The sequence below is a fragment of the Streptomyces mesophilus genome (genome assembly GCF_040300965.1).
Classification (GTDB): Bacteria; Actinomycetota; Actinomycetes; order Streptomycetales; family Streptomycetaceae; genus Streptomyces; species Streptomyces mesophilus_A.
Map to the genome: position 1 here is coordinate 1 of NZ_JBEPEW010000283.1, position 4,728 is coordinate 4,728.

Here is a 4,728-nt window from a genome sequence, read left to right on the forward strand (position 1 = left end):
CGGCCCGCCGGGCCCGCCGAAACCGGGGCCGGGCCCGCGCCGGCCGAAGCCGCCGTGGTGCCGACGGCCGTGCTCGTGCTCTTGTCCGTTCTCGTGTCCATGTGCGTGGGGTCGCATATCAATCACTTCTCTCATGTGTCGTTCAGCGTGGGATCCGCTCCTCGAATAGGCGCCGTATGCCGTATTTCGGGATGCGCTGTCAGGAGCGCTCGCGATCTTTCATGAACCATCGCGATGCCTCAACGATATATCGCTACCGATCGGATGGCAAGCCCCTTCTGGAAGGTCGGTCTGCCGTTCCCGGACGTGGCCGGCCGGAATGGCTGGGAGCTCACGACGCGAAGGCGACGTGCTGCCCGGTCGTCGACCGGGCGTCCCGGCGCAGGCGACCATGACCGACCCCGAGCGCCGGTTCACCGCGGCGCGAGAGAATCGGGGCATGGCGCACTCACCGCTGCAGATCAATGCCCTCATCGTCGACGCCGCGGACCCCGAGCGGCTCGCCGCGTTCTGGTCCGAGCTGCTCGGCCGGCCCATCGCGGACCGCACGGGTCCCTACGTATGGCTGCAGCGCGAGAACGGCCTCGGGCTCGGCTTCCAGCAGGCCGGCGAGGCCACGTCCGGCAAGAACCGCATGCATTTCGACATCAGCTCACCGAACCCGCGCGAAGAGCAGCAGCGTGTCGAGTCACTCGGCGGGCGCCGGCTTGAGGAGTACGCCGAGGGCGGGTTCCTGGTGATGGCCGACCCGGAGGGGAACGAGTTCTGCATCATCCCCGACGGACCGTTCGCACTCGACGACGAGGGCCGCGCGGACTACCTCGACTGAGCCGACCACCACGACCGGCCGGTGCCCTCACCGCCTCGCAGCCGATGCCGGGCTGCGGCTCCGAGGACCCGCGAAGACCCGGCACAAGGCCACCAGCCGCCAATTGGCCTTGGCCCGACGCTCGACGCGCGCCCTACCGTCGCCCTATGCGCATTCAGATCGTCGACGCCTTCACCGACCGTCCCTTCGCAGGCAACCCCGCGGGCGTCCTGCTCCTCGACTCCTTCCCCGGGGACAGCTGGCTGCAGAACGTCGCGCTCGAGGTCAACCACGCGGAGACCGCGTTCGCCCACCCGCTGCCCGAAGGCGGTACGGCCGACTGGGCGCTGCGCTGGTTCACCCCGGCCGCCGAGGTCCGGATGTGCGGCCACGCCACGCTCGCCGCCGCCCATGTGCTGCACAGCACCGGGCGCGCCCACGGCACCATCCGCTTCTCGACCCTGAGCGGCGTTCTCACCGCCACGGCGCACCCCGACGGCGCCCTGACGCTCGACTTCCCGACGGCCCCGCTCACCGCGGTCGACATCCCCGACGGTGTCGAGGAGGCGCTCGGCGCCAAAGCCCTCTCCACGTACGACACCGGCGAGAACACCGGCGACCTCCTGGTGGAGCTCGCCGACGAGCAGACGGTCCGAGGGCTGCGCCCCGACATCCGGGCGCTCGCCCGCTACTCGGAGCGCGGCATCATCGCCACCGCCGCGGCCGAAGACCCCGCCCGGGGCTACGACTTCGTCTCGCGCGGCTTCTTCCCGAACGTCGGCGTCGACGAGGATCCGGTGACCGGCAGCGCCCACACCGCCCTCGCCCCGTTCTGGTGCGGGCGTCTGGGCCGCACCGAACTCACCGGCCTGCAGGCCTCACAGCGCTCCGGCCGGGTGCGCGTGACGCTCCAGGGCGAACGCACCCTTCTGACCGGCCGCGCCGTCACCGTCATCGAGGGCGAGCTGCACGCCTGAGGCACTCCGCAAAGATCTGCCCGCCCGAGGGGGCGGGCGATCCACGGCGCCCGCCGCTCCCGTGCACCGCTGCCCTCCGCCTCACGCGGTGGGCAGCCAGCCGACCTTCCCGGCCAGCAGCGCATACCCCACGAACGCTCCGACATCGAGCAGCGTATGGGCCACGACCAGCGGACCCACCCGACCCCACCGCCGGTAGAGCAGGACGAAGACGACGCCCATCACCATGTTGCCGATGAACCCGCCGATCCCCTGATACAGGTGGTACGAGCCGCGCAGCACCGAACTCGCCGCGAGCGACCCCATCGGCGAGAACCCCAACTGGTCGAGTCTGCGCAGCAGATACCCGACCACGATCACTTCCTCGAGAATCGAGTTCTGCGCCGCCGACAGGATCAGCACCGGGAACTTCCACCACACGTCCGGCAACGCCTCCGGAACCACCGTGAGGTTGAAGCCCAGCGCCCGCGCGAGCAGATAGAAGGCGATACCGGTCGAGCCGATCCCCGCCGCGATCACCGCGCCGCGGGACAGATCGAAGCCGGGGCGCTTGAGGTCGAAGCCGATCGAGCGGACCCCGGCCCCTTCCCGCACCAGCAGATGAATGACGAGGGCGACCGGTACCAGAGCGGTACAGATGCCGAAAAGCTGCCAGGCGAGATCAAGCCAGGGACGCCCCGGCGCCGCCGACGCGTTGAGCGTGGCCGCCTGGTCCTTGAGACCACCCGGCTTGGTCACCGACCCGATGAAACTGATCAGCGCGGAGACTCCGCTGGCACCGAGCGACAGCGCGAGGACAAGAAGCGTCTCGTCCCGGAGAATTCTCCGCGAAATCCGCTCATGGGGAAAAGATCCGGCCACCAGCCCTGCCTCCACGTGCACACCTGCCTTAGTTGACCAATCACGCCCCGCACACATGCTCGCCCCACTAGGGTCTCGAATGCAGGTACGAAGACCGTGCGCGACAGGCCAGGGGGACGGTACGCCACGCACCTGTGTCGACCGTATGTACCCCCGCGCGTCGTGCATCCAGACGTACGAAGAGGGGCACCAGCGTCATGGGACGTCACAACATGCCGGACCGCAGATCGAGGGCGACTGCGGCAGATGCCCAGCGCCCGGGCCCGCGCCGCCGCATGGTCGCCATCGCGACGGTCCTGGTTCTGGGCGTCGCAGGTTCGGCCGCCTACGCGGTGGGCGGCGACTGGCTGCCTTTCGCGAACCGGTGCGCGGACGACGCCGTACGCATCGATGTGGTCGCCTCCCCCGACATGGCCCCGGCCCTGCGCGACACCGCCGCCTACGCACGCGACAAGGACATCACCTCCGACGGCCGCTGCATGGACGTCCGGGTCACCGCGCGCGACTCCTCCAAGTTCGCCGACTCTCTGCGTACGGAAGGCAAGCCCGGTTCGTACGAGGTGTGGGTGCCGGACTCGGACATGTGGGTGGAGCGGGTGCAACTGCTGGGCGACGAGAGCCTGTTGACGCCCACCGGCAATATCGCCTCGACCCCTGTGACCATGGGCATGGTGCCGGCCGCCGCCAAGAAACTGGGCTGGCCGAAGAAGACGTACTCCTGGGCCGAGTTGGCGGGCGCCGCGACCCAGGGCGACCAGCTGCGGCTCGGCGCCGCGGATCCCGCGCGCAGCGCATCGGGCCTGCTCGCGCTGGCCAAGATGAGCGCGTCGGCGGAGCAGGCGGGCGGCGCGGAGGCGGAGGCCCAGATCGCGGCCACGGCGAAGATCCTGGCGCAGCGCACCTCGGACAGCGACGCCCAGGCCCTCGACACCCTGGCCCGGGACAACTCCGGTACGGAGCAGGGCAATCCGCGCCGCAACCAGGCCCTGATCGTCTCGGAGCAGGCGGCGTTCAAGCACAATGCCTCGGCCCAGGACGCGGGCAAGCTGGAGCTCTTCTACCCGAAGGACGGCGCGCCCGAGCTCGACTACCCGTACGCGCTGCTCGACGAGCCGGGCCAGACCACCGACGAGAGCCGGGCCGCGCTGCGTTTCATGACGCTGCTCGGCGAGCAGGAGGGCGAGCGCATCCTCGCCGCGCACGGCTTCCGTACCGACCGGGGAGCGCCGTCGGACAGCCTGGTCCAGGCGGCAGGCGGCAGCGGGACCCAGCCGGTGGCCAACGCGTCGAGCGAAGAGCTCAGCAGCAAGCAGCTCCAGGAGACCCTGGGCGTCTGGACGATCACCGTGCAGAGCGCGCGGATCTCCGTCGTCGTCGACGTCTCCGGCTCGATGGCCGAGCTGGTGCCGGGCCGGGGCGCGCCCCGTATGGACGTCACCAAGGCGGCGCTGACCGCGGCGCTGACCCAGTTCACCAACGAGGACCACTTCGGCCTCTGGGAGTTCTCCACCCTCCTGGACGGCAAGCGCGACTACCGCGAGCTGGTGCCCACGGACCGCCTCGGCAAGCAGACGGGCAAGGGCGGCACCACTCAGCGCGAGCGTCTGACGGCGGCGTTCGGCAAGCTGCAGCCGGTGCCCGATGGCGCGACCGGTCTGTACGACACGACGCTCGCCGCCTTCAAGCAGGCCCAGAAGACCCATGTGCCCGACATGTTCAACGCCGTGGTGATCGTCACCGACGGCGAGAACCAGGACCCCAACTCGATCACCCGCAGTGCCCTGATCTCCCAGCTGGAGAGCCTGTCCGACCCGGACCGCCCGGTGCCGCTGATCGCGGTCGCGGTCGGACCGGGCGGCGACCAGGACGAACTCGACCAGGTGGCCAAGGCGACCGGCGGCTCGGGCCACCAGGTCGACGATCCGGCGCAAGTCCCGGAAGTGATCCTCAAGGCCATCACGGCGGCGGCCCAGGCGAGCGCGGGCTGAGCCGGGGGGGGGGGGGGGGGGGGCGCGCCCCCCCCCCCCCCCCCCCCCCCCCGGGGGCCGGGGGCGCCCCCCCCCCCCGCCGCCCCCCCCCCCC

General features: G+C 70.8%; 4 protein-coding genes. 3 read left to right on the forward strand and 1 reads right to left on the reverse strand.

Annotated elements, in window-relative coordinates; genetic code table 11:
• Positions 1-439 precede the first annotated feature (439 nt).
• Together ABT367_RS40900 and ABT367_RS40905 are read left to right on the forward strand one after the other, a co-directional pair.
• Positions 440-829, forward strand: coding sequence for a VOC family protein (locus ABT367_RS40900; RefSeq protein ID WP_352259000.1), 390 nt, complete (start codon positions 440-442; stop codon positions 827-829).
• 146 nt (positions 830-975) lie between these two features.
• Positions 976-1,785, forward strand: a complete 810-nt coding sequence (locus ABT367_RS40905) for a PhzF family phenazine biosynthesis protein (protein ID WP_352259001.1) — start codon at positions 976-978, stop codon at positions 1,783-1,785.
• An 81-nt stretch (positions 1,786-1,866) separates the two neighbouring features.
• Here ABT367_RS40905 and ABT367_RS40910 read toward each other — a convergent pair whose 3' ends face one another.
• Complete coding sequence (locus tag ABT367_RS40910; protein WP_352259004.1) at positions 1,867-2,667, reverse strand: CPBP family intramembrane glutamic endopeptidase; 801 nt, start codon at positions 2,665-2,667, stop codon at positions 1,867-1,869.
• A gap of 176 nt (positions 2,668-2,843) precedes the next feature.
• Here ABT367_RS40910 and ABT367_RS40915 point away from each other — a divergent pair, with 176 nt between their 5' ends.
• The gene (locus ABT367_RS40915; RefSeq protein WP_352259003.1) at positions 2,844-4,634 is read left to right on the forward strand and encodes a substrate-binding and VWA domain-containing protein; all 1,791 of its coding nucleotides are present in this window, start codon (positions 2,844-2,846) and stop codon (positions 4,632-4,634) included.
• Positions 4,635-4,728: the final 94 nt, after the last annotated feature.